This window comes from Celeribacter sp. (assembly GCF_048270365.1).
Classification (GTDB): domain Bacteria; phylum Pseudomonadota; class Alphaproteobacteria; order Rhodobacterales; family Rhodobacteraceae; genus Celeribacter.
In genome coordinates this window covers 88,759-113,014 of the sequence record NZ_JBLWTA010000010.1, presented here as the reverse complement: position 1 = coordinate 113,014, position 24,256 = coordinate 88,759, and the positions used below count along the sequence as shown (strand labels likewise).

The 24,256-nt window shown below is 62.2% G+C and carries 26 protein-coding genes; 7 read left to right on the top strand and 19 right to left on the bottom strand.

Annotated elements, in window-relative coordinates; translation table 11 throughout:
• Window positions 1-37: 37 nt before the first annotated feature.
• The 13 genes from ACN0X0_RS14715 to ACN0X0_RS14655 all read right to left on the bottom strand — a co-directional run bounded on the left by ACN0X0_RS14715 (window position 38) and on the right by ACN0X0_RS14655 (window position 11,584).
• Window positions 38-1,102, bottom strand: coding sequence for an ABC transporter substrate-binding protein (locus tag ACN0X0_RS14715; protein WP_417279761.1), 1,065 nt, complete (start codon window positions 1,100-1,102; stop codon window positions 38-40).
• A gap of 32 nt (window positions 1,103-1,134) precedes the next feature.
• A complete protein-coding gene (speB, locus tag ACN0X0_RS14710; RefSeq protein ID WP_417279760.1) occupies window positions 1,135-2,091 on the bottom strand; it encodes an agmatinase in 957 nt (318 codons plus the stop codon).
• A gap of 132 nt (window positions 2,092-2,223) precedes the next feature.
• Window positions 2,224-3,141: a LysR family transcriptional regulator gene (locus tag ACN0X0_RS14705; protein ID WP_417279759.1), complete on the bottom strand. Its 918-nt coding sequence runs from the start codon at window positions 3,139-3,141 to the stop codon at window positions 2,224-2,226.
• Window positions 3,141-3,917, bottom strand: a complete 777-nt coding sequence (locus ACN0X0_RS14700) for a nitrilase-related carbon-nitrogen hydrolase (protein ID WP_417279758.1) — start codon at window positions 3,915-3,917, stop codon at window positions 3,141-3,143. Before ACN0X0_RS14700 ends, ACN0X0_RS14705 begins: the two co-directional genes overlap by 1 nt.
• On the bottom strand, window positions 3,914-5,335 hold the full coding sequence (locus ACN0X0_RS14695; protein ID WP_417279757.1) for an aldehyde dehydrogenase family protein: 1,422 nt from the start codon (window positions 5,333-5,335) through the stop codon (window positions 3,914-3,916). The genes ACN0X0_RS14700 and ACN0X0_RS14695 overlap by 4 nt, the downstream gene beginning before the upstream one ends.
• Window positions 5,335-6,063 carry an MBL fold metallo-hydrolase gene (locus ACN0X0_RS14690; RefSeq protein WP_417279756.1) on the bottom strand — a complete coding sequence of 243 codons (729 nt, stop codon included), beginning with the start codon at window positions 6,061-6,063 and terminating at the stop codon, window positions 5,335-5,337. Before ACN0X0_RS14690 ends, ACN0X0_RS14695 begins: the two co-directional genes overlap by 1 nt.
• Window positions 6,060-7,085: an ABC transporter ATP-binding protein gene (locus tag ACN0X0_RS14685; RefSeq protein WP_417279755.1), complete on the bottom strand. Its 1,026-nt coding sequence runs from the start codon at window positions 7,083-7,085 to the stop codon at window positions 6,060-6,062. Before ACN0X0_RS14685 ends, ACN0X0_RS14690 begins: the two co-directional genes overlap by 4 nt.
• On the bottom strand, window positions 7,082-7,852 hold the full coding sequence (locus ACN0X0_RS14680; protein WP_417262917.1) for an ABC transporter permease: 771 nt from the start codon (window positions 7,850-7,852) through the stop codon (window positions 7,082-7,084). The genes ACN0X0_RS14685 and ACN0X0_RS14680 overlap by 4 nt, the downstream gene beginning before the upstream one ends.
• Entirely contained in the window at window positions 7,852-8,706 is an 855-nt protein-coding gene (locus ACN0X0_RS14675; protein WP_417262916.1) for an ABC transporter permease, read from the bottom strand. The genes ACN0X0_RS14680 and ACN0X0_RS14675 overlap by 1 nt, the downstream gene beginning before the upstream one ends.
• A gap of 7 nt (window positions 8,707-8,713) precedes the next feature.
• Complete coding sequence (locus tag ACN0X0_RS14670) at window positions 8,714-9,763, bottom strand: polyamine ABC transporter substrate-binding protein (protein WP_417279754.1); 1,050 nt, start codon at window positions 9,761-9,763, stop codon at window positions 8,714-8,716.
• 268 nt (window positions 9,764-10,031) lie between these two features.
• The gene (locus tag ACN0X0_RS14665; protein ID WP_417279753.1) at window positions 10,032-10,559 is read right to left on the bottom strand and encodes a flavin reductase family protein; all 528 of its coding nucleotides are present in this window, start codon (window positions 10,557-10,559) and stop codon (window positions 10,032-10,034) included.
• On the bottom strand, window positions 10,556-10,894 hold the full coding sequence (gene fdxA / locus ACN0X0_RS14660; protein WP_417262913.1) for a ferredoxin FdxA: 339 nt from the start codon (window positions 10,892-10,894) through the stop codon (window positions 10,556-10,558). Before fdxA ends, ACN0X0_RS14665 begins: the two co-directional genes overlap by 4 nt.
• An 87-nt stretch (window positions 10,895-10,981) precedes the next feature.
• Window positions 10,982-11,584, bottom strand: coding sequence for a superoxide dismutase (locus tag ACN0X0_RS14655; RefSeq protein ID WP_417279752.1), 603 nt, complete (start codon window positions 11,582-11,584; stop codon window positions 10,982-10,984).
• Between the two features lie 117 nt (window positions 11,585-11,701).
• Between ACN0X0_RS14655 and ACN0X0_RS14650 the strand changes: the two genes are divergently transcribed.
• Both ACN0X0_RS14650 and murB read left to right on the top strand, forming a co-directional pair.
• Entirely contained in the window at window positions 11,702-12,451 is a 750-nt protein-coding gene (locus ACN0X0_RS14650) for a helix-turn-helix transcriptional regulator (protein WP_417279751.1), read from the top strand.
• A gap of 6 nt (window positions 12,452-12,457) precedes the next feature.
• Window positions 12,458-13,450, top strand: coding sequence for a UDP-N-acetylmuramate dehydrogenase (murB, locus tag ACN0X0_RS14645; protein WP_417279750.1), 993 nt, complete (start codon window positions 12,458-12,460; stop codon window positions 13,448-13,450).
• On the opposite strand, the gene ACN0X0_RS14640 is transcribed toward murB, so the two are convergent.
• Complete coding sequence (locus tag ACN0X0_RS14640) at window positions 13,447-14,415, bottom strand: helix-turn-helix domain-containing protein (protein WP_417279749.1); 969 nt, start codon at window positions 14,413-14,415, stop codon at window positions 13,447-13,449. The two genes, murB and ACN0X0_RS14640, sit on opposite strands and share 4 nt — an antisense overlap.
• A 285-nt stretch (window positions 14,416-14,700) precedes the next feature.
• On the opposite strand from ACN0X0_RS14640, the gene ACN0X0_RS14635 reads away from it, so the two are divergent.
• The 5 genes from ACN0X0_RS14635 (at window position 14,701) to ACN0X0_RS14615 (ending at window position 19,290) form a co-directional block, all read left to right on the top strand.
• Window positions 14,701-15,990 (top strand): c-type cytochrome, encoded by a 1,290-nt coding sequence (locus ACN0X0_RS14635; RefSeq protein ID WP_417279748.1) that lies wholly within the window; start codon window positions 14,701-14,703, stop codon window positions 15,988-15,990.
• A 16-nt stretch (window positions 15,991-16,006) separates the two neighbouring features.
• Entirely contained in the window at window positions 16,007-16,402 is a 396-nt protein-coding gene (locus ACN0X0_RS14630; RefSeq protein WP_417279747.1) for a c-type cytochrome, read from the top strand.
• A complete protein-coding gene (locus tag ACN0X0_RS14625) occupies window positions 16,402-16,896 on the top strand; it encodes a hypothetical protein (RefSeq protein WP_417279746.1) in 495 nt (164 codons plus the stop codon). Before ACN0X0_RS14630 ends, ACN0X0_RS14625 begins: the two co-directional genes overlap by 1 nt.
• Window positions 16,897-16,908: 12 nt before the next feature.
• Window positions 16,909-18,456, top strand: coding sequence for an FAD-binding oxidoreductase (locus ACN0X0_RS14620; RefSeq protein WP_417279745.1), 1,548 nt, complete (start codon window positions 16,909-16,911; stop codon window positions 18,454-18,456).
• A gap of 69 nt (window positions 18,457-18,525) precedes the next feature.
• Window positions 18,526-19,290 (top strand): SDR family NAD(P)-dependent oxidoreductase, encoded by a 765-nt coding sequence (locus ACN0X0_RS14615; RefSeq protein WP_417279744.1) that lies wholly within the window; start codon window positions 18,526-18,528, stop codon window positions 19,288-19,290.
• An 88-nt stretch (window positions 19,291-19,378) separates the two neighbouring features.
• Here ACN0X0_RS14615 and ACN0X0_RS14610 read toward each other — a convergent pair whose 3' ends face one another.
• The 5 genes from ACN0X0_RS14610 to ACN0X0_RS14590 form a co-directional block, all read right to left on the bottom strand.
• A complete protein-coding gene (locus ACN0X0_RS14610) occupies window positions 19,379-20,266 on the bottom strand; it encodes an efflux RND transporter periplasmic adaptor subunit (protein WP_417279743.1) in 888 nt (295 codons plus the stop codon).
• Entirely contained in the window at window positions 20,263-20,472 is a 210-nt protein-coding gene (locus tag ACN0X0_RS14605; RefSeq protein ID WP_417262902.1) for a DUF1656 domain-containing protein, read from the bottom strand. The genes ACN0X0_RS14610 and ACN0X0_RS14605 overlap by 4 nt, the downstream gene beginning before the upstream one ends.
• Entirely contained in the window at window positions 20,469-22,532 is a 2,064-nt protein-coding gene (locus tag ACN0X0_RS14600) for an FUSC family protein (RefSeq protein ID WP_417279742.1), read from the bottom strand. Before ACN0X0_RS14600 ends, ACN0X0_RS14605 begins: the two co-directional genes overlap by 4 nt.
• The gene (locus ACN0X0_RS14595) at window positions 22,529-23,011 is read right to left on the bottom strand and encodes a MarR family winged helix-turn-helix transcriptional regulator (protein ID WP_417279741.1); all 483 of its coding nucleotides are present in this window, start codon (window positions 23,009-23,011) and stop codon (window positions 22,529-22,531) included. The genes ACN0X0_RS14600 and ACN0X0_RS14595 overlap by 4 nt, the downstream gene beginning before the upstream one ends.
• 206 nt (window positions 23,012-23,217) lie before the next feature.
• Complete coding sequence (locus ACN0X0_RS14590; RefSeq protein ID WP_417279740.1) at window positions 23,218-24,255, bottom strand: DUF475 domain-containing protein; 1,038 nt, start codon at window positions 24,253-24,255, stop codon at window positions 23,218-23,220.
• Window position 24,256 lies beyond the last annotated feature (1 nt).

Genomic DNA, 24,256 nt, shown 5'->3' with positions numbered 1-24,256 from the left:
GCCAGGGAAAGTTTAGTGGGACAACGTCACGGGCATATCAGCCGGTGATTTTCTCGGACCACATCTGGTTGATCCAATCGCCACGGTCCACATAGATTTCGTTGAGCGGCAGGATCGGCGCCTTGTCGGACGACACGGCGGCGAATTCCTCGTCGGTGAGATCGGTCAGATCGCGCGACACGGTCGGCGCGGTGCCGACGAACCGCGACAACTTCGACTGAATCTCCGGCTGAGCCATGTAGTTGATGAACTCCTGCGCGGGCTCGAGGGCCTTGGAGGCTTTCGACACCACCCAGGAACCGCTGTCCAGAACGGCACCTTCGTCGGGGAAGGAGGAGCGCACCGGCTTGCCTTGCGAGGCGGCGAGGCCCGTCACATCGTGATAATACTGCCCCATCGGAATCTCGCCGGTTTCCAGTGCCTGCTGGAACTGGCCTTCGTCGCGATACCACAGGCGCACATTGGATTTCACCTCGGCGAGCTTGTCCATCACCTGCAAAACGCCCTCGTCGGTCTTGAGGATCTCCGTGCCGCCGAAATAGGTCGTCGCGGTGATTTCCAGAAGGAAGGAGTTGGTCGCCATGGACATGAGGCCGAGTTTGTCGGCATTCGCCGCATCCCAAAGCGCGGTCCAAGATGTCGGCGCCTCGGCAAACACATCGGTGTTGGTCACCAAAGTGATGTACCAACTCACGGCCCCCGTGCCGTAGATCTTGCCATCTTCATAGCGATGCACGAAGTGATCCGGCAGGTTGCCGAGATTGCTCAGAGCCCCCTCGTCGAGCGGCGCCCAGAGACCTGAACGCTCGCCTTTGATGCGCGCGAGTTGCGCGATCATCGACACGTCCGCCGGGGCCTGACCGGCACGCGCGGCCTGCGCCAGTTGCACGAGCCAGGCTTCGCCTGTCGGCTCGGCGATGCTCTCAATCTCGATGCCGGTGGCTGCGGTGAATTCCGGATAGATGTATTGATCAAAGCTTTCCTGGAAATAGCCGCCATAGGTGCCGACCTTGAGCGGGCTGTTGGCGGCGCGCAGGATCGAAGGGGCGGACAGAGCGGCCACGGTGGCGGCGCTCGCTTTGAGAAACTGACGTCTTTGCATGGTTGGAAACTCCCTGTGGTTCCGGCTTTGGATTAGCGACCCTGCGGCACGCCGGGCAGCGCGCAGAGCATTTCAAAGAGAAAATTGGCGGCGATCACAGCGGTGTTGCCCGCCGGATCGTAGGGCGGCGAGACCTCGACGAGATCACAGCCCACAAGGTTCAGCCCCGCCGTGCCGCGAATGATTTCGAGGCCTTGCATGGTGGTCAGCCCGCCCACTTCGACGGTGCCGGTGCCGGGCGCGAAGGCCGGGTCGAGGCTGTCGATGTCATAGGACAGGTAGACCGGCGCATCGCCGATCTTTTCGCGGATCTCGGCCATCAGCGGCGTCAAAGACTTGTGCCAGCACTCCTCGGCCTGAATACAAGTCCAGCCCTGCTCGCGGCCCCAATCGAAATCGGCCTTGCTGTAGCCCGTGCCGCGCAGCCCGATCTGGAACACCTTGTCGTTTTGCAGACAGCCCTCTTCCCACGCCCGACGGAACGGGCAACCATGCGCTTCTTTCTCGCCGAACATATCTTCGTTGGTGTCGGAATGCGCATCGACGTGGATGAGCGCGACCGGCCCGTGTTTTTCCGCGACAGCGCGCAGGATCGGCCAGGTCAGCGTGTGATCGCCGCCCAAGGTCAAGGGGATCGCACCATGGGAGATCACACCGCGATAGTGCTCGGCGATGATCTCGACGGATTTCTTCAGGTCATAGAGGTTGACCGGCACGTCGCCGATGTCCGCCACTTGCAGATGTTCGAAAGGCGCGGCCCCCGTGGCCATGTTGTAGGGGCGGATCATCCGGCTTTCGTCCCGGATCTGACGCGGACCAAGGCGCGTGCCCGGGCGGTTCGAGGTGCCGATGTCCATCGGAATCCCCAGAAAACAGGCATCCAGCCCCTCGGCACTTTGCGCCACTGGCAGGCGCATCATCGAGGCCAGCCCGCCGGTGCGGGGCATCTCGTTGCCAGAGAGGGGTTGATTGAATCGGTGCTCGCTCATCGGCTTTCTCCTTAAGTCGGGCGGAGAATGCGCCAGCGTGTTCATCCGATAAATATCGCGATTAAGATTTTTAGTTTGATAAAAGTTGAAGTTACAAAAGGCCGCGCCGCTTTTTTCGGCAGTTCCCGCGCCCTATACGCCGGCGGGCGCCGGGGGGTCGACATAAATCCGCGACAGCTCCTTGAGCATTTCCTGCGCCAAAGGCGAGGCATCGACATCCGGACGGGTGATCGCCTCGAAGGTACAGCGGTAGATAAAGCGGTCGCTCAGCACCGGTTTGAGCCGACCTTCACGCACCCAAGTCGTCACGGAATGATCGGGCAGATAGCCGATATAGGCACCCGAAAGAATCATGATCAGCTGTTGCTCCAACCCCTGCGCCATGGCCGGAGAATTCGGAAAATCGCGGTTGTTCCAGTGATCGTCGCGCCAATAGCTGCGCCCGACGGTGCGCATGGTGGTGACGAATTCCGGCGTCATTTCCTCTTCCGGCACCTTCCACAACAGGTGGTTCGAGGCGCAGTAGAGATAGTTGGTCTCGGTGTAGAGCGGTTTGTAATCGAGCCCCGCGACCTTATGCGGGAAGGAGCCGATGCCGAGATGCAGCGAGCCGTCACGCACCCGGGCCTGCAACTCCTGCGGGCTGCATTGCGCCAATTCAAACCGCAACGAGGTGGCCCGTTTTTCCAGCGCGCCGATCGCCTCGGACAGGCGAAAATTCGGGTCCGTGACCACGTGATCGACCACGCCGATCCGCAAAGTCCCCGACAGCGCACCGCGCAGCACAGCGGTTTCCGAGACGAATTCCTCAGAGGCCGCCAGAAAGCGCACCACGGCGGAATGCACCGCCTCGCCCTTTTGCGTCAGACGAAACCCCGCCCGCCCGCGACGACAGAGCGTCATGCCGAGACGGTCCTCGAAGGCGGTGATCTGGGTCGAAATCGTCGATTGGCTGACGTTCAACTCGGCCTGCGCGGCGGCAAACCCCCGGTGGCGCACCACCGCGTCGAACACGCGCATCAATCGAACGTCTGCCCCGGAAAGCTGCATTATACCTCAGTGTCAATCTGCCTGTAATCGCTCCCCTGTGTGGAGAGCGTCGACGGATCATAGCACGCAGGCACGGTGGCGAGAAGCATCGCCGGATCGCGCCCGGCCTGTGCCAAAATCTTGCCATCCGCGCCGACGATGACGGAGCCACCGAAGTAGCTCAGATGCGCCTCCATGCCACAGAGATTGGCATAGACAATGCTCAACCCGTGATTGGCGGCCATCGCTGGCACGACATGAGTGCCGACATGGTCAAACGGGTCCATCGCCGCCGTGGGCGTAAGGATAATCTCGACGCCTTGGCGCTTGAGCGCGGCAATATGCGGTGCGAATTCAACATCGTAACAGATCAACATGGCGGCCTTGCGACCGGCCAGTTCGAACTGAGTATAGCGGTCTCCGGCGGTGAAGCGCTTGGCCTCTTCCGGGCCGTAAAGCTGAATTTTACGATGGTTGCCGAGGGTCTCGCCCGAAGCTGAGACACAGAGCGCTGCGTTGTAGATCGTATCGCCCGCCCGCTCCGGGTAGCCGACACAGATCGCACATCCTGCCGCCTGCGCGAGCGGGGCGAGACGGGCGCGCATCGTTTCTTGGTCCAGCGCCAAATCGGCCAGATCGGGACGCTCATAGCCGGTCAGAAACAGCTCGGGCAAGACAATGACCTCCGCCCCCGCAAGACCTGCCGCAGCCGAGGCGCTCGCGATCTGATCGAACGCCAGATCGCAATCACCGGCAACAGAGGGCGCTTGCCAGAGGGCGACGGTCAAGGCGCTCATAGCCCGTGCACCGCTTTCACCTCGGTGAAATCCTCGAGCCCCAAAAGCCCGCCTTCGCGACCGTTGCCGGACTGGCCGTAGCCGCCAAAGGGGCTGCCGTAATTGTGCGGCGCGCCGTTGAGGTGGACCATACCCGCACGCAGGCCCTTGGCCACTCGTCGCGCCCGTGCCGGATCGCCGGTCTGGACATAGGCGGCCAGCCCGTAGGGCGTGTCATTGCCAAGCGCGATGGCTTCTGCCTCGTCCGCAAACGGCGTGATCACCAAGACCGGGCCAAAGACCTCTTCGCGCCACAGACGCATGTCGGGCGTGACATCGGCAAAGACCGTCGGGCGGGCGTAGTGACCACGATTGATCCCCTCGGGCTTGCCGGTGCCGCCCGCGATCAGGCGCGCGCCGTCGTCGATGCCCGCTTGAATGAGGCTCTGCACCCGGTCCCATTGCAGCGCGGACACCAGAGGGCCGATGTGATCGCCTTCCTCGGTCGGCTCACCCACCACCGTGACCTCCGCCGCCGCTTGTGCCAGCCCGACGACCTTGTCGTAGACCGAGACCTCAACGATGAGCCGCGTCGGCGCGTCACAGCTTTGGCCGGTGTTGTTCATGCATTCGGCGACCGAGGCCGCAACCTGCGTTTCCAAATCGCAATCGGCAAAGACCAGATTGGGGCTTTTACCGCCCAGCTCCAACGTCACACGTTTCACGCTTGCGGCGGCATCGCGGGTCACGGCGGCGCCTGCGCGGGTGGAGCCGGTGAAGGACATCATGGCGATATCCGGATGACGCGAGAGTGCGGCGCCGACCTCCGGCCCGTCCCCGTTCACGAGGTTGAACACCCCCGCTGGAAAGCCCGCCTCATGGATCATCTCGGCGTAAAGCATGGCCGACAGAGGCGCGATCTCGGAGGGTTTGAGCACAGAGGTGCAGCCGGTCAAAAGCGCCGGGATGACTTTCAAAGCGATCTGGTTCATCGGCCAGTTCCACGGCGTGATCAGGCCGACAACGCCGATTGGTTCGCGCATCAGCGTGTCGCCATTGGGCAATTGCCATTCCCATTCCATCGTCTCAAGTGCTTCGAGAAAGCCCTCGACATGTCCGACGCCGGTGTCGGCCTGTTGCGCCCGCGACATGGAAATCGGCGCGCCCATTTCAGTGGTGATCGCCTGCGCCATCTCCTCATATCGGGTTTTGTAAATCTCCAAGAGGCGTTCCACACAAGCGCGTCGCTCCGAGAGAGGCGTCGCGGCCCAGCCCGGAAACGCGGCTTTGGCGGCGGCCACCGCGCGGTCGACATCGGCGGCGGTGCCGAGGCTGATCTGGGTGACGATCTCTTCTGTGGCGGGGTTCTCGACGGCAAAGTCACGTGCGGTGAGCGGCGCAACGAAAGCGCCGCCGATATAGAAGGTCTTGTGGTCCATCAGAGGCCCTTTTCTTTCAACCAGGTGGTGATGATGTCGGTGAGACGCGCGCCGGAGAACGACGGGAAATGCCCGCCATGGACGACGCGCACCGGCAGACGCGCAAGGCGCTGCATCGAGCGGATGTAGGCCTCCGCGTCGGCATGATAGGTGTCTTCAATGAGCGGCCCGTCATAGACGAGATCGCCGGAAATCAAGACGCCCGAGGCCGCCTCCCATAGCGCGATACCGCCGGGGCTATGGCCGGGCGTGTGGATCACTTCGAAGGTCCGGTCGCCCAGATCGATCATGTCGCCGTCTTCGAGGATGCGCGTCGCAGGGGCGGCTTTCACGGCGTAAGTCGTCGAGCTGTAGGGCACATCCGGCAGGGCGTCGAAAATCTCGTCGGTGACATAGGGATCGGCCAGCGTGTTGACGCGCGTCGGATCGGTGAGGATCTCGGCCTCGGCGCTATGACAGAGGCGACAGGGGAATTCGTGGTGGCAGCCAATGTGATCGAAATGCGTGTGGCTGGCGACGGCATCCAGAGGGCGCTCGCTCACAAGCGGCACCCATTCGCGCAGGGAGACCACGCCCATACCACTGTCGACCATCAGGTCCCGATCACGGCCCCGCACATGCCAGATGTTGCAGCGGTAGAATTCCTGAATGTAAGGCTCGTCGATCCAGGTGATGCCATCGCCTGCGGCGCGTTGGCGATACCAGTTCTTGGGTGGAATACGGGTCATGCGGCCTCCGCAGTGCTATGCGGCAAGATCACCGGGTTGCGACCGAAAAGTTCGACCTCCGCGCCGAGTTGCGGATGGGCACCTTGCGGCAGATGTGCGACCAAAGTCAGATCGGGGGCGTTCACCGGCGTGAAATGACACCGGTGATGTGCGCCGAAGAACGACGCCTCGGTGAGGCGCGCCGGGCCGAGGCTGAACTGGCCCTCAAGACCGATGTTTTCGGGCCGCAGACAGAGAAGGCCCTCCGCCGCCGGGACATCCAATGGACCGAGCGGCGAGGCCCCCGCCGCACTCACCCGAATGCGGTTCATCTCGCCCATGAAATTGGCGGAGAACAGGGTTTTGGGCGTGAGATAGACCTCTTCGGGCGTGCCGCAATGTTCGATCTTGCCGTGGTTCATCACAACGATCCGGTCGGCGATGGCCATGGCTTCTTCCTGATCGTGGGTGACATGGACAAAGGTGGTGCCGACACGGCGCTGGATGGCTTTCAACTCGTCCTGCATCTGGCGGCGCAGTTTGAGATCGAGCGCGCCCAGAGGTTCGTCGAGCAAGAGCACATCGGGTTCCACCGCCAGCGCACGCGCCAGCGCGACACGTTGGCGTTGCCCGCCCGACAGCTCATGCGGTTTGCGCCCGGCCTTGTCGGCAAGCCCCACCATGTCGAGCATCTCCATGGCTTTTTCACTCCGCGCCGCCTTCGCCATCCCGCGCATCCGCAACCCAAAGGCCACGTTGTCACGCAGGGTCATATGCGGGAACAGAGCGTAGTCTTGGAACATGGTCGTGGTCGGGCGGTCTTTCGGGCCGACATGGGTCATGTCCTTGCCGCCGATCAGAACCTGCCCCTCTGAGGGCGTGTAAAACCCGCCGATGATGGACAAAAGCGTGGTCTTGCCACAGCCAGACGGGCCAAGCAGAACGATGAATTCCCCGGCAGCGATCTCAAGGTCGACCCGATGCAGCGCGGTGAAACTGTTGAACCGGTGCTCGACGGCGTTGATATGAACATCGGCGGTCATTTCGATCCCTTTCGAAACAGGGTGAGTTCCAGCACCACGACGATGGCGATGGACACGAGGAAGACGAGAGAGCCGACCGCGTTGGTCTCGGGCGACAGGCCCGAGCGCAGCATGGACCAGATCTCGACGGGCAAGGTGACGTCAAACCGGGTCAGCAGGAAGGCGATGATGAACTCGTCCCAGGAGAAGGTGAAGGCGAGGAAAAATGCCGCCGCCAGCGAGGGCGTAAGCATGGGAGCGGCGACAAGCCAGAGCACCTGCCACTCGCGCGCGCCCAAATCCCGCGCGGCTTTGAGCGCACTTTTTTGGTGCTCGCCGATGGCGGCATAGATGATCGCGAAACACAAAGGCAGGTTGATCACCACATGGCCGATCCCGGTCGCCAAAAGCGAAGGACGAAGGCCAATCTGGTTGAACATCTGCAACAGGCCCAGCGCGATGATCAGATAGCTCACCGTCATCGGCGCAATGAGGGCCCCGCGCATGAGTGCTGAGCCCGGCAAGATGACGCGGGCCAGTCCCGATGCAGCGAGAAAGCCCAGTGTGAGCGCAGAGAGCGAGGACAGCAGTGCGACGATCAGAGAGTTGAGCAGCGCCTCCATCATGGCGCGATCCGAGAGCACTTTGGCGTACCACTCGAAAGTGACGCCCTTGAACGGCGGCACCGGCAGGCGGCCGTCCTGAAAGGAAAACACCACCAAGGTGACAACCGGCAAAAGGATGAAGGTGAAGAGAGCCAGAAGGTAGACCCAAGAGAGATACCGCATCACACACGCTCCATTTTCAGCCAGCGCGCCGAGGCCGCATAGGCGAGCGTGACGATTGCCATGAGCACAATCGACAGCGCCGAGGCCATCGGATAATCACCACGCCGCCCAAGCTGCAACATGATGAGCTGCGGCAGGGTCAGTTCGTTGTTGCCGCCAAGGATTTGCGGCGTGATGTAATCGCCGATGCACAGAACAAAGGTCAGGAACGCCCCCGTCATCACCCCCGGCAAGGTGAGCGGCAGGATCACGAGCCGGATGACTTGTCCTTGCGAGGCGCCCAAATCCTGCGCCGCGCGGGCGTAGTTGGGCGAGAGTTGAATGAGGTTGGAATAGATCGTCAGCGTCAAAAGCATGACGAAGAAATGCACAAACCCCGTGACGGTGGCAGCGCGGGTGGCCATGATCTGAACGGGTTCCGCCAAGAGGCCAAGCCCCACCAGCGCATTCATTACCACGCCCTTTTCGCCCAAAACCAAAGCCCAGGAATAAGACCGCACCACGTAAGACGTCCAAAACGGCAAGACCGCCAGCAAGAGCACCATGCGCCGCCAACGCGCAGGCACGCGGGTGGCGATAATCCAGGCCAGAGGCCAGGCCAGAAGCACCGAGATCACCGTGACGGTCACGGTGATTTCCAGCGAGACAAAGATGCCGCGACGCAGAGAGGGATCGGTGAAAATCCGAAGGTAATTGCCGAGATCATGCCCCTGCACGATCTCGCGGCCTTCAAGATGCGCAAGGCTCATGAGCGCCATCGCCCCGAAAGGCACGGCGAAAAAGACGAGGGTCCAAAGGAGCGCGGGGGTGACGAGTGCCACCCCCTGCCGTTTTTCCTGGGCTTCGATGCTCATGTCCGGCTCAGTTCTGAAGCATATCGGTCCAGAGGTCCTGCATCCCCGCATCGGTGTCGGCATCCGGCACAGGGTAGAGCTGGGCGCGGGTCAGATACTCGGCCTGATCGTCCCAGCGCAGGATGTCTTTTTGCGCCTCAGTCAGAACATCACCGGCGGCTTTATTCGCCGGCATACCCCAGTAACACGACGAAGTTGCAAGCCGCGCCTGACCTTCGGGAGAGGTGACGTATTTGATGAACTCCGCCGCCAGCTCCGGCTTTTCCGTGCCTTCGACGATGGCCAGAGATTGCGCCCAAAGCAGGCCGCCTTCTTCCGGGATCGTCCAGTCGAGATCGGGGTTCTCGGCATTGAGCACGGCGGTCAGCCATTCGCCACCGCCGATCAGCACATCGACCTCGCCGGTCGCCAGAGCGGTCTGGCTGCCGACCACGTCGGAGACCTGTTTCGAAGCGGCTTTCAATTGCATCAGCGGATCGCGCAGGCTCTCGACCGCCGAGGCATCGAGGTCCACCGTGGCGACACCTGCGTTCAGACCAACAAGACCCAAAACCGGCAGGTAATAGTCATAAATCGCGATGCGCCCATCGTATTTGCCGGACCAAAGCGCTGCGAGGCTGGTCATATCTTCTGCATCGACGGCGGATTTGTTGTAGGCGATCGTGTTGTAGCCGAATTTCTCGACGGCGGCATAGGTGGTGCCGTCAATCGTGACGTGATCGTCGAGCCGCACCTCGGGGAAATACTCACTGGTCGGGGCGGTGCCTTCGGGCAGCGGCGCCAAAAGGCCACGCTCCACCGCGCGCCCGACATCGACCGCATCGATCACCATGACATCCCAGTCGCCGGGGCGCGATTGCTCCAAAAGCGTCAGACCGGCTGCGGTGCCTTCGTATTCTTTGACATTCACCCGCACGTCATGGGCGGTCTCGAAGGGTTCGAGAAGTTCGGGATCAGCGTGGTCGCACCAGATCAGGGCATTGAGGTCTTCGGCATAGGCGGCCGGGGCGAGACCGGTCATGAGGGCTACGAGCGCGCAGCTGTGTTTGAAAGTCATTGTCATCTCCTGTTGGCATGTCGGCTTGTTGGGTCGCCGTATGGGAAGAGCCAAGGGGAGATTGCAACGCTGTTCGCCCTCGGCTTTCTTCTGAAGTCCGGCGCAGCATGCGTTGGAGATTTCATCCGATAAATATCGCGATTAAGATGTTTGGTTTGATGAAAATCGAAGTTAGGAGACGCCACGCCGCTTTTTTCAGCGGTTCATCCGGCCTTCGCGACAGGTTCTATGCACTCCGCCCGGCAGTTCTGCCGAGTGTCACGATGGATCACAGCGGCTGAACGGCGTTATAGCGCCGGTCGTGCCAGACCAGTGGCCGAAGCGCGCGGTCAAGCGCAATGCCGGACAGGCCACCCGCAAAGAGGATGTGACTGCCCAAGTCGATCTCGCCGATCACGGCGCAATCCATCGTGGCCACGGACTGTTTCAGACGCGGATGACCTGAGGACCAACTGTCCCAGATCCCCTGTTCAAACCGTTGCTCAGGCGGGCGTTTCCCGGCAAAAGCATCAGCGATGTCGCGTTGCCCCTCGGCCAGCATGGCAAAGGAAAATCCCGCACGCTTTCGGATCAAGGCAGCAAGTTCTGATGTGGCATCAATCGACACAAGGATCGCGGGCGGCGCCCCCGTGAGCGACATCGCCGCCGTCACCGTGCGCCCAAGCCGCGCCGCGCCCTCGCCCGCCGTCACCAGACAGGCGGTCGCGGCCAGAGACGCCATGGCATCGCGGAAATCCTGCATCTCGATCCCGCTCTCAAAGCGCGGGTCCAGTTCCAGATGTTGCACCACGCTCATGATCCGCTCCCCGGCTTGGGCGAGAACAGCGTCTCGAATTTATTGGGCACCCCGTCCATCTCACTGGCGTTCGCGGGGGGCGTGCCGATCTGGGTGATCACCGGCCAGATCTCGGCATATTTGCGGTTCATTTCCACCCATTGCTCCACCTCCGGCTCAGTGTCCGGGCGGATCGCATCGGCGGGGCATTCGGGTTCGCAAACACCGCAGTCGATGCATTCGTCCGGGTGGATCACCAACATGTTCTCGCCTTCGTAAAAGCAATCGACGGGACAGACTTCGACGCAGTCCATGTGTTTGCAGGCGATGCAGTTTTCTAACACGACATAGGTCATTGGGGGTCTTCGAGTTCAAAGGGCAAAAACGTCCCGCCCGCAGGGGGTGCGGACGGGACAGGTCTGTCGCACGGGGGGGCTGTGCGATCAGGCCAGATTGGACTCAGCGAATTCGTAGTTCGCCAGAGTGTCGAGGAAGTTCGTGACGTAATCCGGGCGACGGTTGCGGAAGTCGACGTAGTAGCTGTGCTCCCAGACATCGAGACCCAAAAGCGCCGTGCCTTCGCCGGTCGCCAGCGGGTTCACACCATTCGGCGTTTTGGTCACGGCGAGCGTGCCATCCGCCTTTTGGATCAACCACGCCCAGCCGGAGCCGAACTGACCGATCGCGGCGGCTTTGAAGGCCGCTTTGAACTCATCGACCGTTCCGAAGGCTTCGGTGATCTTGGTCTCAAGCTTGCCCGGGATGCCGCCACCGGTCGGGGACAGAGCGCTCCAGAAGTGGATGTGGTTCCAGTGCTGGCCCGCATTGTTGAAAATCGGCGCACGGGCGTCGTCGCCATAGGTCAGCGCGATGATCTCTTCGAGGCTCTTGCCTTGCAGATCGGCATTGGCGTCGACAAAGCCATTGAGCGCGGTGACATAGGCCTGATGGTGTTTGTCATGGTGCAGCTCAAGCGTTTCCTGGCTCATGCCACGTTCGGCCAAAGCAGAGTGCGCGTAGGTCAGGGAGGGAAGTTCGAAGGTCATGTGCGTCTCCTTTCGAGGCGGGACGGTTCAGCGCAAGTCAACATCAGCGGGGCTTGCGTCTTTGCGACCGTCACGTTATTAAAACAAGTACGCACTTTGAAAAACATTGAGGGCAATATGTCAAGTGATGACTTGGAAAAATATCGCCGAGGTGGTGAAAGCTCCGAAACGCCTGCGCGGAACCCTGCGCGGAACACCGGGCCGGATCAGGCCACATGGTCGCCCCGCGCGCCCTCGGAACGCATCCTGATGACCCTCAAAATGCATGGCGCGATGACTTCGGCGCAGGTCGGCAAACAGTTGCAGATCACCGGCGAGGCCGCGCGCCAGCAGCTTGCCAAACTCATGGACGACGGTCTGGTCACCGAAGAACGCCGCGCCGCCGGACGCGGACGCCCGGCCATCTATTGGCATCTGACGGAAAAGGCACAAACGCGCTTTCCCGACACCCATGCCGCGCTCACCGTCGAGATTTTGAACAACATCTCCGCCGTGCTCGGCGACGAGGCGCTGGACAAGATCATCGCCGCGCGCGAGGCCGGCACAGAGGCGCAATATCGCGCCGCGATGACCGGTTGCACCGACCTCGCCACCCGCGTTCACAAGCTGGCGCAGCTGCGCAAGGACGACGGCTATATGGCCACGGTCGAGGACCCCGGCGATGGCACGCTCTATCTGATCGAGAACCACTGCCCGATCTGTGCAGCCGCCAGCATCTGTCAGGGATTTTGCCGCGCCGAGATGGAAGTCTTCCGCGCGATTTTGGGCCCGGGCGTCCAGATCGAACGCGCCGAACATATTCTGAGCGGCGGGCGGCGCTGCACCTATGTGATTTCCGAAGTTCACCACGCAGAGGCGCTCGGATAACCCTTCATGCGCCTTACGGATTACTTCGACCTTTCTCCCCGCAACAGCTTCGGCTTTTCGTCGCGTGCGCGCTATGGCGCGGAGGTGACGCGTGTCGAAGAGATTGCCGAGATCGCTCAGCTTTCTGAACGCCTCGACCTGCCGCTTTATGTGCTGGGCGGGGGGAGCAATTGCCTCTTGCCCGAGCGGCTCCGCGCGGTGGTGGCGGTGATGGCGATCAAGGGATGGACCATTGAGGACAGCACAGCAGATCACATCAAGATCACAGCGCAAGCCGGCGAAGACTGGCCCTCTCTGGTGGCGCAAATCACGGGCTCTGGCCTCGGCGGATTGGAAAATCTCGCGGGCATTCCCGGCACGGTCGGCGCCGCGCCGATCCAGAACATCGGTGCTTACGGCGTGGAGCTGTCCGATGTCTTCGCGCACCTAAACGCCTATGATCGCAAAGAGAATAGGATGGTGACACTGACCAAGGCCGACTGTCGGTTTGCCTATCGTCACAGTATCTTCAAGGACCAGCCGGGGCGTTATATCGTCTCCGAGGTGACCCTGCGCCTGCCCCGTCCTTGGCACCCTATTCTGAACTACGCGGGGCTGCGTAACCTGCCCCAACCGCAGAGGCCCGAAACCGTGATGCAGGCGGTTCTCGCGCAACGTGCGGCCAAGCTGCCGGATTGGCGGGTGCTCGGCAATGTCGGCTCGTTCTTTCACAATCCTGTTGTCTCTGAAGAAACATGGCGCGCCCTGCCCGACATGCCCGGACATCCAACCAACGGCGGTGTGAAACTCTCTGCCGGGTGGCTGATTGATCACGCCGGGCTGAAGGGGCTGCGCATCGGTGATGCGGGGGTGCATGAGGGACATGCTTTGGTGATCGTGAACCATGGGCACGCGACATTGCCGGAGGTTCAGGCGCTGGCCGATCAGGTGATCCGCCGGGTGCGCGCCAAGTTTGGCGTCACTTTGGTGCCCGAACCCATCACGCTTGGGCGCGGCTAAAGTCTCGCCGCCTCGCGCGCCGCTTTCGGGCTTTGACCGAAGTGGCGCCGGAACTGTCGGCTGAACAGGGACTGATCCGAGAACCCGCATTTATAGCTGATCTGGCCAATGCTTTGCGACGCGTAGCTCGGGTCCTGCAACAGATGCAGCGCCATGGTCAGACGCCTTTGGCCGATCATCTGGCGCACCGTGACGCCTTCGCGCGCGAAGACACGGTTGAGATGTCTGAGCGAGATGTTCAGTGCCTCGGCGATCTGTCCGGGGGTAAGCGCGGGATCGGAAAGGTGATCCGCGATCCAGGCCTGAGCCGCCAGAAAATGTGGCCGCATCCGCCGATCCTGACCGGGTTCCGATGTGACCTCCGCGGGACCAAAGAGCGCCGCGACCAATTCCAGCCCCTTGAGCACCTGATTGGGTTTGCGGGCGGTGTCGCTCAAAGACGCAAGCGCCTGTTCCGACAACCAGGACGCGTTCTTTTTGCCAAGCTGCGCCTGTGTCGCGCGCTCAAGCCCCATGATTTCACGTCCACAAAGGTCCGTAAATTCGCCTCTCGGCAGGGTCATCACCATCTGCCGCACCGGGCGCGTGTAGATGCCCTGAAACGCCCGATCCGAGCGCAGCGCGAGGATTTCCCCCGCCTGCGCCGTCATCCAAACGCCCCCCTGCCCATAGGTCGCCTCGCCTTCGAGCACCATGATCAAAAGGACCATATCGCAGGGATCGTCGATCAGGTCCTGTTCCGTGCGCTCCACCACATGAGGCGTCACGCGCATATCGGAGAAATGGATCGATCCGGTTTCGAAATTGCGCTGGGTGCCGTGCAGAGTTTCGACATTCACGGTCTGAAACCGCACCCGAAACACATTGGCATGGGTGTAATTCTGCCAAAGCGTCAGCTGTTGGTCCGGGGCCAGACCGCCGGTGTCACAGGTCGTAATATGAGACGCTTGCGCTTTGGGACGCATGGGGTGGCCTCGTGATCCAGAAATGCGGTGGCGAAATACGCGTGTCTTTTTTCAATACGCACCAAAAGGGCCTGCATCAATGCTGAGCAAGCCCAAAAAACTGCACAGAAGCCCTCTCGTCTTTGGCAGAGCACGTCCCTCAGAGCCATAACTTTGGTCCCTCTGCGACAAGACCGCCCGCCTGCGTCGTTTTATATCTGCCTCAAAATGTCGCAATTTGTGCAGCCGGGAGTCGGGAACATCCATCGTTCGCGCGCCGCCGGTACGGAGACCCAAGCAAACGCCATGTCCTCACCTACGCCCTCCTCCCCCTCGCCGCTCCGCCGCAAGCTGATCACAGGTGTCGCCGTCCTCGCCGTCGCCGGGATCGCGGTGGCAGGGTATATGTTCAGCCCGGTCAAACGCCAGATCGCCGAGACGCCGATGCCCGCTTTGGGGCAGCATCTCGACGATGAGATCGCGCGTGGTGCATATGTCGCCCGCGCTGCCGATTGTGCGCCGTGCCATACCGCGCCTGAGGGCATTCCTTATGCGGGCGGCTTGGTGATCAACACGCCCTTCGGCAAGATGGCCAGCCCCAACATCACCCCCGACCCGGAGACCGGCATCGGGGGATGGAGCCGCGACGCGTTCGCCCGCGCCGTGCGCGAAGGCGTGACGGCGCATCCGGGCAATCTCTACCCGACGATGACCTTTACGTCTTACACCAAGATGTCGGACGCCGACATCGACGCGCTTTACGCCTATATGATGGCGATGCCGCCGGTGACCCAAGAGGCGCCCGATCTGGAGTTGGACTTTCCGTTCAACCAGCGGCTTTTGCTGAGCGGTTGGCGCAAGCTGTTCTTCGACAACAGCGAATTCGAAGCCGACCCGGCCTTGAGCGACGAGGTCAATCGCGGTGCCTATCTGGTGCAGGGTCCGGCGCATTGTTCCGAATGCCACACGCCGCGCAACGCCTTTGGCGCCCAGAAGGCCAGCATGATGTTGGCGGGCGCGCAGATCGACGGGTTTTGGGCCCCGAACCTAACGCCGGATGCGGAAACCGGTCTGGGCAAATGGTCAGAAGACGATCTCTACACCTACCTGTCCGGCAAAGACGGCGTGCATGGCGGCCCCTTCGGCCCGATGTATGACGTGGTCGCCGAAGGCACCTCGCATCTGACCGAAAGCGACCTGCGCGCCATGGCCGCTTACCTCCATCAGTTGGAACCGATCCGGCATGTCACGGGCGCGGCGCTCGATCATGCCGACGCCAGCGCCTCGATCGAGCGCGGGCGCGTGGCCTACCGCGTCAACTGTTCTGCCTGTCACCGCCTGAATGGCGAAGGCGTGCCCGATTTCGCGCCCGCCCTTGCCGGGCATCACGCCGTGGGCGCCTCCGCCGACAATGTGATCGCGCCGGTGCTGACCGGCCTGTCGGACAAGGACGGGCGCATCGCGATGCCGGCCTTTCTGCTGGACGACACCTCCATCGCCGACATCGCCAACTATGTGCGCAACGCGATGAACGACACCGAAAGCGCCACTGCCACGCCTGAACAGGTCGCGGCGGTGCGCGAGACCCTTCACTGAGACCGCGGAGAGAGCCATGCGATTTTCCAAAACCCCGCTGCGCGTCTGCGCCCTTGCCCTTGGGCTCTTGACCTTCGTCGGGTCGGCCACAGTTGCGCAGGAGATGACCGTCGACCCGGCCGCCGCCGCCGAAATGCAAGGCGACCGCACCGGCGCGCGTCTGGCGCAGAACACTTGTTTCCAATGCCACGGCACCGGCGTCGGCCCGGATTTGCGGCTGCAAAAGCTGGAATTTGAGACCCTGCGCCACGTCACGCGGCATGGGCTGAACGCCATGCCCGCCTTCCGTGAGAGCGAAATCTCTGACGAAGAGCTGCGTCAGGTGGCGGCCTATATCGCCTCCCTGCGGGTCGAGCCGGGCGAAAAACCGGGCAAGGCGCCGGGCACCGTCCACCATGTGGAGGAGCATTGATGTCCAACACCACACTCACACGCCGGGGTTTCATGGCTGCGGGTTTCGCGGGGCTGTCGCTCTCGGCGCTGCCCCTCTCTTCGGCCTTGGCCAATCCGGCCCTGTCGCGCCCGCCTTTGCGGGTGATCCTCGCCCTGCCGCAAAGCAACATGCTGACGCATACGCTTCAGGACGCCGGATGTGTCGTCACGGAGAGTGACACCGGCGCCTTCCTAACCGATCCTGCACGTCTTGCGGCTCTCAAAGGTCAGCGCGTGATGCTGATCGGGCGCGAGGCCGACCTGGTGCTTTTCGATCTCGCGCTTGGCGATCATACGCCGAAAGCCCGCGTGATCCATCGCGCCCGTCACCAGATGCCGCGCGCCACGACCAACGCAGGCTGGCAGGCGCAAGACCTCTCTCAGGTTCTCACCGAGACCCTGAACCAGCCCCATTCCGAAATGACGTGGACCGACGCCCCAAGCGCCTTTTCCACCCTGATTGCCGATCTCTGAGGGAGACCCCCCATGGCCACTGAAGATATGACTTTCCTGCCCCCGGGCGTGTCCCAAAGCGACTTTGCCGCCGCGCTTCGTGAATGGCGCGCTATTGTTGGCGAAGACAATGTGCACGCCGATGTCGAGAGCCTCGCGCCCTACGCCAAAGTCATGCTGCCCGAACCCGACGCGCGTCACCGTCCGGCGGGTGCCGTTGCTCCGGCTTCTGTCAAAGAGGTGCAGGCCGTCGTCAAAGTGGCCGATGCTTACGGCATCCCGCTTTGGATGATTTCGACCGGCAAGAACCTCGGTTATGGCGATGCCGCCCCCGCGACCCCCGGTCAGGTGGTGCTCGATCTGAAACGCATGAACCGGATCATCGAGGTGGATGAGACGCTGGGCTACGCTTTGGTGGAACCGGGCGTGACCTATATGCAGCTCAAGCAATTCCTTGAGACCAACAACATCCCGCTGTGGATTTCCTTCCCCTCCTCCGGGCCGGTCGCCGGGCCGATGGGCAACACGCTGGACCGTGGTGTGGGCTACAACCGCTACGGTCAGCATTTCGAGAATTTCTGCGGTCTCGAAGTGGTTCTGGCCGACGGCTCTCTGGTGCGCACCGGCATGGGTGGCGTCCAGAACAGCCGCGAATGGAACGTGTACCGCTGGGGCTACGGGCCCTGGGTGGACGGGATTTTCAGCCAGTCGAACTTTGGCGTCGTGACCAAGATCGGCATCTGGCTGATGCCGAAACCGCCGATGAGCCTCGGGTTCTTGTGCGGTTGGAACGATGACGACGGCATGGCCGCGGGCGTCGACGCCGTACGCCAACTGAACCTCAACAAGGTGATCGAAAACGGCGTTTTGGGCCACACGATGTATCACATCGCCCAGACCTATCGCCGCGACGAGATCTACACCGGCCCCGGCGCGATCCCGCGCGAGCGGGTGCGGGAGATCTGTAACGACATGGGTCTAGGCATCTGGGGCCACATCTCGACGCTTTACGGCACCGAGGAACAGATCGAGGTCAATCTGAAGATCGCGCGCGAGGCCTTTGCCGCGACCGGCGGCGAGTTTCTGACGGAACGCGACCCGGCGATTGAAGCCACACCGTTCCATCACTGGAACCTCAATATGACCAACGAACCGACCCTGACCGAGTTCACGATCTACAATTACAAAGGCGGCGGTGGCTCGTCCTGGCTGGCGCCTGTGGTGCGCTGCGAAGGCTCCGAGGCGCTCAAGCAGATGAACCTGATGCACGGGGTGCTGGATGAGTACGGGTTCGACTATATCGGCGGCTTCCTGTTCGGCGGGCGTCACGCCGAACAGCTCACCGACATCCTCTATGATCGCAACAACGCCGAGGAAATGGACCGTGCGCGGCGCTGTTACCTCGCGCTGATCGACGCGCTGCATGGCGCGGGCTACGGGATTTACCGCACGTCGACGTCCTTCATGAACGAGGTGGCAGAGACCTATGGTCCGGGGCAGCGCGATCTGAACCGAAGGATCAAACGGGCGCTGGACCCGAATGGCATTCTTGCCCCGGGCAAGTCCGGCATCACCATTTGATCCAATATGTTGATTGAACATGGGCGGGGGCGCGAGGCCTCCGCCTTTTGACCTTAAGGAGACTGAAAAATGAGCGACGCTATTCTCGATTATGACGGCAAAGTGGTTCTGATCACCGGGGCCGCGACGGGCATCGGGCGCGCCACGGCGCTGGCATTCGCCAAACGCGGCGCGCGTCTTGTGATCGGCGACATGGCCGATGCGGCGGAAGAGACCGCACAGGCCTGTCGCGATCTCGGCGCCGATGCCGTGTTCGTCAAAACCAACGTCGCCGAGGCGGCGCAGGTCGAGGCGCTTGTGGCCGAGGCCGAAAGCCGCTTTGGCCGGCTGGACGTGGCCTTCAACAACGCGGGCATCCTGCCCGCGACGAAACCCTTGGCCGAGGTCAGCGACGAGGAATTCGACCGCATCATCTCCGTCGATCTGCGCGGCGTGTTCCTGTCGATGAAATACGAAATCCAAGCCATGCTGCGCGCGGGCGGCGGTGCGATCGTCAACACCTCATCCGTGGCCGGCGTGGTCGCGGACCCCGACATGGCGCCCTACGCGGCGGCGAAACATGGCGTGGCGGGTCTGACCAAGGCGGCGGCTTTAGACTATGCGACACAAAACATCCGCATCAACGCCGTGGCGCCGGGACTCATCGAGACGCCGATGACCAAACGCTGGTTGGACGATCCCGACATCTCCGGCGCGTTGATGGCCAACAGCCCGATGAAACGCGCGGCCCAGCCCGAAGAGATCGCCGCGGCCGTGCTCTTCCTCGCCTCGCCGGGCGCGTCTTTCGTCAATGGCACGGTCTTTGTCGCCGATGGTGGCCAGACCGCGCACTGAGGCGTCACGCGTTGGAAACATGAAAAACGCCAGAGTGGGTTGATCCGCTCTGGCGTTCTTTATGAGCAAAGCGTGTCTTACTCAAAATCTACGCCCCGGACGCGCTGTCCTCGACAATAACGCTTGCCGTCATCCCCGCCGCAAGCGCCATGCCGTCAGGCACCTCATCGATGCCGATGCGCACCGGAATACGCTGCGCCAGACGCACCCAGGTGAACACCGGCTCCACCGAGGGCAGGCCCTGCGCGTTGGAGGCGGTGTTGCTGTCGGCGATGCCACGGCCAAAGCTTTCGATATGCCCCGACAGGTCGTTGCGCGCGCCCATCAGGCCGATGCGAACGGGATCGCCCACCTCGATCCGCGCCAGTTGGGTTTCGCGGAAATAGCCGGTCACCCGAAAGCTGTCGGCATCCAAAAGCGCCACCGTCGCCGTGCCCGCCATGGCATAATCGCCCTGACGCAGATGCAGGTTGGTGACATAGCCCGTCACCGGCGCGCGCACCGTGGTGCGTTCGAGGTTCAGCTTGGCGACATCCAGCGCCACCTCCGCGCTGCGATAGGCGGCTTTGGCGGCGGCGGCTTCCTGGGCGGCTTGCTCGGCGTTTTCCTGACTGGTCGAGCCCTTCTCGCGCAGGGTGGCATTGCGCGTGGCCTGCGATTGTTTGAAGGTCATGGTTTCGCGCGCGGTATCGAGATCGGCCTGCGCCGCCTTGAGAGCCAATTGAAACCGCTCCTTCGAAATCTCGAACAACACATCGCCCACCTGCACCAGTTGGTTGTCGGTGACATAGACGGTCTGGATCGGCCCGGAGACCTCGGGCGCGACGCGCACCACATCCGCGGTGATCTTGCCGTCGCGGGTCCAAGGCGCGTTGACATAGTAATCCCAGAGGTGATGCCCGAGCACCAAAGCACAGGCAAGCACGGCAGCGGTCAGGGCAAAACCCCCGGCCTTGATTTTAAGTTTGGCCATCATGATACGGTTTGCTCCAGACACAGCATGACGGTTCCGAGAACCGTGAAGTAAAGGGCGACATCGAACAGCGCAGGGTGCCAGACGTGTCGGTAAAGCCCGATGCGCGCCAGCCAAGCGTGCAGCAGCCGGTAAACGAGGTAACAGCCGAGTGCTGCAATCAGCAGCGTCGGGATGAAGATGCCGAAAAGGTCGATATCCGGTTTCATGCGATCAGACTCCGTGCGGGACGCATGAATGTGGGTGGGGCCAGCCCCGGGCAGGCGCCACTGCGCAGACCGACAAGCGCGTCGCGCAGGCGCGAGGACGCAGGCCCCACCTCGAAAAGCACCTCGTTCAGACAGCGGTCGAGTGCCTCGGCCACCGCCTCCTTGCGCTTGGCAAGCCCTGCGGTGCCCTGTTGATAGTGCGTGGCGATCTGATCGAGCAGATCGTCCAGAAGTTTGTCATCCCGGCGCGGCATTTCGCGCCGGATGCGCTGAAGTTCGAGCACCGTGAGGCCGACGCGCAGATCGCGCAGGATGTCGTTTTCCTGCACCTCCGAGCCCGCTGGCAAAAGCGCCAAACGCGGCGCGATCAGACCCAGCCGGTCGGTCATCCGCCCGGCGATCAGCTCAGGATCGACCCGGCGCGTGCCGGAGGCCACATCGGCCACCGCCCGCCAGCCGGAGTGCAACAGCCGTGCGGCACTCCATTCGGTGCTGACCGCGCGCACCGTCGCCAGTGTGATCATCGCCAAAGCCACACCGCCGAAGGTCGCGAGGCTGGCATTGGCGAAGGCGTTGAAATTCGTGCTCACTTGGTTGTCCAACGTCAGCATGTAGATCAGGTTGACGCTGACCTGAAAGCCCATGATCCAAGTGGCAGGCACGGCCAAAAGCACACCGGCGGGGATCAGAACGAGCCCCAAGGCAGCGGCCAGCGCATAGAAACTTCCGACCATCGGCATGATGGCAAATTTGTAGAAAAAAGCTGCACCCAAGGCGATGAGCATCAGGGTCACAACCTTACGCAGCACGGGCGTCGCATTGTCCATCGCTGCGAGAACGCAGCACAGGATGGTGCCGATCTGCGCAATGCCCGCGCCGTAGGACCAGCCGGACCAGATCCAGATGCCACAGCCCACCAGCGTGACGATGACCACCGAGAGCGCCGAGCGCAGCGCGATGCCGTAGTCGATGTGCAGCTCCCGCCCCTGCCGGTGCCGGGTGGCGAGCGTGCGACGCAGCGTGTGAGCTTCGCCGGAGGAGAGATCGGAGCGTAGCACTTCGCAATCCGCCCAGACCTCGACCAGGTCCTTGAGCCGCCCGGTCAGACGCAGCGCCAGCAGGACATCCCAATCGCGCGCACCCTCTTCGAGATGCGCCCTGTCCTGATTGATGTCCGCCAGAAGCGCGTCGGTTTCCGCCTTGGCGGCGGAGAGATCAAAAGCGCCCGGCGTCAGCCAATGCACCACCCGCTCCAAAATCGTGCTGCGATCTACAGAGGTCGTAGCATCGCGGCCCAGAGCCGCCAAAAGGTCCTCGATCTCGGAAAGCAATGGCAGCACCGCGATCATCCGCTGTTGCAGCGCGGCCATGCGGTCGGCCATGACGCGACCCGCAGCACCTTCGTGATCGACCTGATCGGTGAAACCGCGCAGCGCCACCGCATCGGCGGCCAATTTGTGGCGTTCTTCACGCAGCACCGCGCTGTCGGCCTCGCCAGTCAGCACATCGCGCGTGAGGGTGCGCGCGTTGTCCAACCAGCCTTCGACCCGATGCGCCAGCACCGGCCCGGCCTGTTGCGGGAAGACCACCCGCGAGATCACCGAGGCACAGAGGATACCGATGGCGATCTCCTCAACCCGCGCCACGGCCACATCGAAACTCGTCTCCGGCACCTGCACCAGCGTGAAGCCACTGAGCGCGACGGTGTAGCCCGCCAGCATGAAGACATAGCTGCGCGGCGAGCGGTCGAGCATGCTGACAAACAGGCACAGCCCGCACCAGAGCGCGATCCCGAGGCTCAAAAGCAGCGGCGAGAACACCAGATTGGGCACCAGAACGACGATCATCACCGCGCCCAAAACGGTGCCCGCCAAGCGGTAGACGGCGCGCGAGGTGGTGCCCCCGGACAGCGGCGTGACGACGATATAGACCGTGCCAATTGCCCAGTAGGGATTGGGCAGACCGCATTGCAGGGCGATCCAATAGGCCAGAATGCCCGCCCCGAAGGTCTTGAGCGAAAAGAGCACATGCTCCATCCGAATGCCGCCGGGGACCATCATTTGGATTTCGACCTGTCTTCGAGGCTGTCGAGCACGGTGGAGACTTTGCTCAGAAGTTTGAGTGTCTGGGACAACTCTTCGGGCGCCACCTCGGCCAAAAGCTCCTGCCGGAGGTCGCGGGCGATGCGGTCGGCGCGAGCACCGAGGGCGAGGCCGTCGTCCGTCAGTTCGAGAAGTTTGGCGCGGCGGTCCGACGGGTCCTCGACGCGACGCAGCAGCCCGCGCGTCTCCAGAGAATCGAGCAGGCGCACCACGCCGGAGGTCTCAAGCCCCAGCAGCTGCGCCAATTCGTTTTGCCGCATCGACGCGCTGCGTTCGCGCCAAAGCACAAGGATCGGCAGCGCGGTCGCATCCGACAGCCCCTCCTTGGCCAGACGTTGCCCAAGAATGCGCCGCCAAACCTGCCCCACGGCGGGGATAAGACGGCCAAGCTCTTCGCTCGGGTCGACCCCTTTCGGGGGGACGCCTTGGGTCATCATCCTGATCTCCTGTGTCTTGTGCGACATCCGACGGACCCGAAACCATTTCGGCACGAGTCGTCGATTATTGGTGATTAATCATTTGATGATGTATCATCTAAATATGCGAAAGCAAGGCCCACGCATATTTAGATGGTTCGCGCTTGCACAGCGATGGTTCTCAGATGTGACACGTCATGCGGGACGAGGCCGCATGACGCAGCCGATCACATATTTGCGCGACGGTTGAAGCGCAGCGAGGACACGAAAGACAGCGCGATGATCGTCGCCCCCAGAAGGCCGGTGACGACCTCGGAGATATGCACGAGGCTTTGCGCGAACATGATGACCGCGAGCGCGAGGATGGAATAGAAGGCGCCGTGTTCGAGAAAGCGGAACTCGTTGAGGGTTTCCTTTTCCACCAGCATGATCGTCATCGAGCGCACATACATCGCACCGATGCCGAGGCCGATGGCGATCAGAAACAGGTTGTTGGTCAGAGCGAAGGCGCCGATCACGCCATCGAAGCTGAAGGAGGCATCGAGCACTTCGAGATAGAGAAAGGCGCCCAGACCGCCTGCACGTGCGGCGCTTTGAATTTCGGCTTCGGCATCCAAAACATGGCTCAGCGTCTCGACGCACATGAAGACCACAAGCCCCATGATCGCAGCTTTGAAGAACGTCGCCTGTTCGTCCGTGCCCAGAAACAGTCCGAACCCCAGAACCAGCAAAAGCACCGTGCCATAGGTCACGCCCTTGATCGTCCCCATGGAGCGCAATTTGCGTTCGATCCGGCAGATCCAGTCGATTTCCTTGGCCTCGTCCATGAAGAACGACAACGCCACCATACCCAGAAACGCGCCTCCAAAGGCTGCGATGGAGAGGTGGCTCTCGTCCATGATGCGCGCATATTCCTGCGGCTCGCTGATCGACAGGCGCAGGGCCTCGACCGGCCCGACCCGCGCGGCGATGGCGACGATGGCCAGGGGAAAGATGATCCGCATCCCGAAGACAGCGATCAGGATGCCCCAGGTCAGAAACCGCTGCCGCCAGACCGGCGTCATGGTCTTGAGTTTGTTTGCGTTGACGATGGCATTGTCGAAGGACAGGGAGATTTCCAGAACGGCCAGCACGGCGCCGATCATCAGGAACGACAAAGCCGATGACAGCGTTCCGTCATAGCGCCAGCCAAGCCAGAAGCTACCGACCAAACCGATAAACGTGACCAGGAAGGCCCATTTGAAGTAGTGCAAAGCGTTTGTCATG

Bases quoted from the DNA above. Each gene is read 5' to 3' on its own strand.
- ACN0X0_RS14590 (WP_417279740.1), bottom strand. From the start codon at position 24,255: ATGACAAACGCTTTGCACTACTTCAAATGGGCCTTCCTGGTCACGTTT.
- ACN0X0_RS14705 (WP_417279759.1), bottom strand. From the start codon at position 3,141: ATGCAGCTTTCCGGGGCAGACGTTCGATTGATGCGCGTGTTCGACGCG.
- ACN0X0_RS14695 (WP_417279757.1), bottom strand. From the start codon at position 5,335: ATGGACCACAAGACCTTCTATATCGGCGGCGCTTTCGTTGCGCCGCTC.
- ACN0X0_RS14675 (WP_417262916.1), bottom strand. From the start codon at position 8,706: ATGAGCATCGAAGCCCAGGAAAAACGGCAGGGGGTGGCACTCGTCACC.
- ACN0X0_RS14635 (WP_417279748.1), top strand. From the start codon at position 14,701: ATGTCCTCACCTACGCCCTCCTCCCCCTCGCCGCTCCGCCGCAAGCTG.
- ACN0X0_RS14715 (WP_417279761.1), bottom strand. From the start codon at position 1,102: ATGCAAAGACGTCAGTTTCTCAAAGCGAGCGCCGCCACCGTGGCCGCT.
- ACN0X0_RS14630 (WP_417279747.1), top strand. From the start codon at position 16,007: ATGCGATTTTCCAAAACCCCGCTGCGCGTCTGCGCCCTTGCCCTTGGG.
- ACN0X0_RS14670 (WP_417279754.1), bottom strand. From the start codon at position 9,763: ATGACTTTCAAACACAGCTGCGCGCTCGTAGCCCTCATGACCGGTCTC.
- ACN0X0_RS14595 (WP_417279741.1), bottom strand. From the start codon at position 23,011: ATGATGACCCAAGGCGTCCCCCCGAAAGGGGTCGACCCGAGCGAAGAG.
- ACN0X0_RS14700 (WP_417279758.1), bottom strand. From the start codon at position 3,917: ATGAGCGCCTTGACCGTCGCCCTCTGGCAAGCGCCCTCTGTTGCCGGT.
- fdxA (WP_417262913.1), bottom strand. From the start codon at position 10,894: ATGACCTATGTCGTGTTAGAAAACTGCATCGCCTGCAAACACATGGAC.
- ACN0X0_RS14610 (WP_417279743.1), bottom strand. From the start codon at position 20,266: ATGATGGCCAAACTTAAAATCAAGGCCGGGGGTTTTGCCCTGACCGCT.
- murB (WP_417279750.1), top strand. From the start codon at position 12,458: ATGCGCCTTACGGATTACTTCGACCTTTCTCCCCGCAACAGCTTCGGC.
- ACN0X0_RS14655 (WP_417279752.1), bottom strand. From the start codon at position 11,584: ATGACCTTCGAACTTCCCTCCCTGACCTACGCGCACTCTGCTTTGGCC.
- ACN0X0_RS14685 (WP_417279755.1), bottom strand. From the start codon at position 7,085: ATGACCGCCGATGTTCATATCAACGCCGTCGAGCACCGGTTCAACAGT.
- ACN0X0_RS14625 (WP_417279746.1), top strand. From the start codon at position 16,402: ATGTCCAACACCACACTCACACGCCGGGGTTTCATGGCTGCGGGTTTC.
- ACN0X0_RS14665 (WP_417279753.1), bottom strand. From the start codon at position 10,559: ATGAGCGTGGTGCAACATCTGGAACTGGACCCGCGCTTTGAGAGCGGG.
- ACN0X0_RS14600 (WP_417279742.1), bottom strand. From the start codon at position 22,532: ATGATGGTCCCCGGCGGCATTCGGATGGAGCATGTGCTCTTTTCGCTC.
- ACN0X0_RS14620 (WP_417279745.1), top strand. From the start codon at position 16,909: ATGGCCACTGAAGATATGACTTTCCTGCCCCCGGGCGTGTCCCAAAGC.
- ACN0X0_RS14680 (WP_417262917.1), bottom strand. From the start codon at position 7,852: ATGCGGTATCTCTCTTGGGTCTACCTTCTGGCTCTCTTCACCTTCATC.
- ACN0X0_RS14615 (WP_417279744.1), top strand. From the start codon at position 18,526: ATGAGCGACGCTATTCTCGATTATGACGGCAAAGTGGTTCTGATCACC.
- ACN0X0_RS14640 (WP_417279749.1), bottom strand. From the start codon at position 14,415: ATGCGTCCCAAAGCGCAAGCGTCTCATATTACGACCTGTGACACCGGC.
- ACN0X0_RS14650 (WP_417279751.1), top strand. From the start codon at position 11,702: ATGTCAAGTGATGACTTGGAAAAATATCGCCGAGGTGGTGAAAGCTCC.
- ACN0X0_RS14605 (WP_417262902.1), bottom strand. From the start codon at position 20,472: ATGAAACCGGATATCGACCTTTTCGGCATCTTCATCCCGACGCTGCTG.
- ACN0X0_RS14690 (WP_417279756.1), bottom strand. From the start codon at position 6,063: ATGACCCGTATTCCACCCAAGAACTGGTATCGCCAACGCGCCGCAGGC.
- speB (WP_417279760.1), bottom strand. From the start codon at position 2,091: ATGAGCGAGCACCGATTCAATCAACCCCTCTCTGGCAACGAGATGCCC.